We start from the raw sequence: 937 nt of genomic DNA, 5'->3' as shown, positions 1-937 counted from the left end.
TGGAGGTTTCGTGCCCTTCGGGTATCTGTTCCCTGTGGCGCTCGCCGCTGTCGGCACGTTGTTCGCGTTGCGGCCGGTGCCGTTCTCACGCCCGCTCGGCCGTACGAGCTACTACTTCGGCCTGGCCGCCAACGAGCTGCCGTTCGCGGCCTTGTTGTGGATGCTGCTGTTCCCGACGGTGCTGGCGATCACCGATGGTGACATCGACTCGGCGGGCGGCTGGGCGATCGTCGCGGTGGCCGCCGTGACCGCGATCGGGCTCGCGGTCATCGCCTACCGCGGGCTGGGCGAGCGGGGCAGGATCGAGCGTGCCATGACAGAAGGGCTGGGCGCCGGCTGGCGTGCCGCCATCGACGCCGACCTCGGCGCCGGACTGCGGCGTCGTCGCCCGTGGGCCCGCATCCTGCTGCTGCCCATCGTCAAGCGCCGGCCGGACGTCCGGCGCGTGGCCAACCTCTCCTACGGCGACGCGGGCCGCCGCAACCTGCTCGACCTCTACCACCACCGCTCGCGCCCGCAAGGCGCACCCGTGATGATCCACCTGCACGGCGGCGGCTACTCCGGCGGCCACAAGAACAGCCAGTCGCTTCCCCTGCTCTACCACCTCGCCAGCCGGGGATGGGTGTGCATCAGCGCCAACTACCGGCTACGGCCCCAGGCCCAGCACCCGGACCACCTGATCGACCTCAAGAAGATCATCGCCTGGGTGCGCGAGCACGCCCACGAGTACGGCGCCGACCCCTCGACAGTGTTCGTCGCGGGCAGCTCGGCGGGCGGGCACATGGCGGCGCTGGCCGCGCTCACCCAGAACGATCCCGCCTTCCAGCCGGGCTTCGAGGACGCCGACACCACCGTGACCGGCGCCATCTACCTGAACGGCTGGTACGGCACCTACTTCGGCCAGGGACCCGAGTCCTCGCCGCTGGCCCACATCACA

General features: G+C 70.8%; 1 protein-coding gene. It reads left to right on the top strand.

Going from position 1 to position 937, the window contains the following annotated elements; all coding sequences use genetic code 11:
- Positions 1 to 10 precede the first annotated feature (10 nt).
- On the top strand, positions 11 to 937 hold a 927-nt coding region (locus MTP10_RS41825), incomplete at its 3' end, for an alpha/beta hydrolase (RefSeq protein ID WP_310717459.1).

The organism is Nonomuraea sp. 3-1Str, assembly GCF_031570565.1.
GTDB lineage: Bacteria > Actinomycetota > Actinomycetes > Streptosporangiales > Streptosporangiaceae > Nonomuraea.
This window is presented reverse-complemented; position numbering and strand designations above follow the sequence as displayed.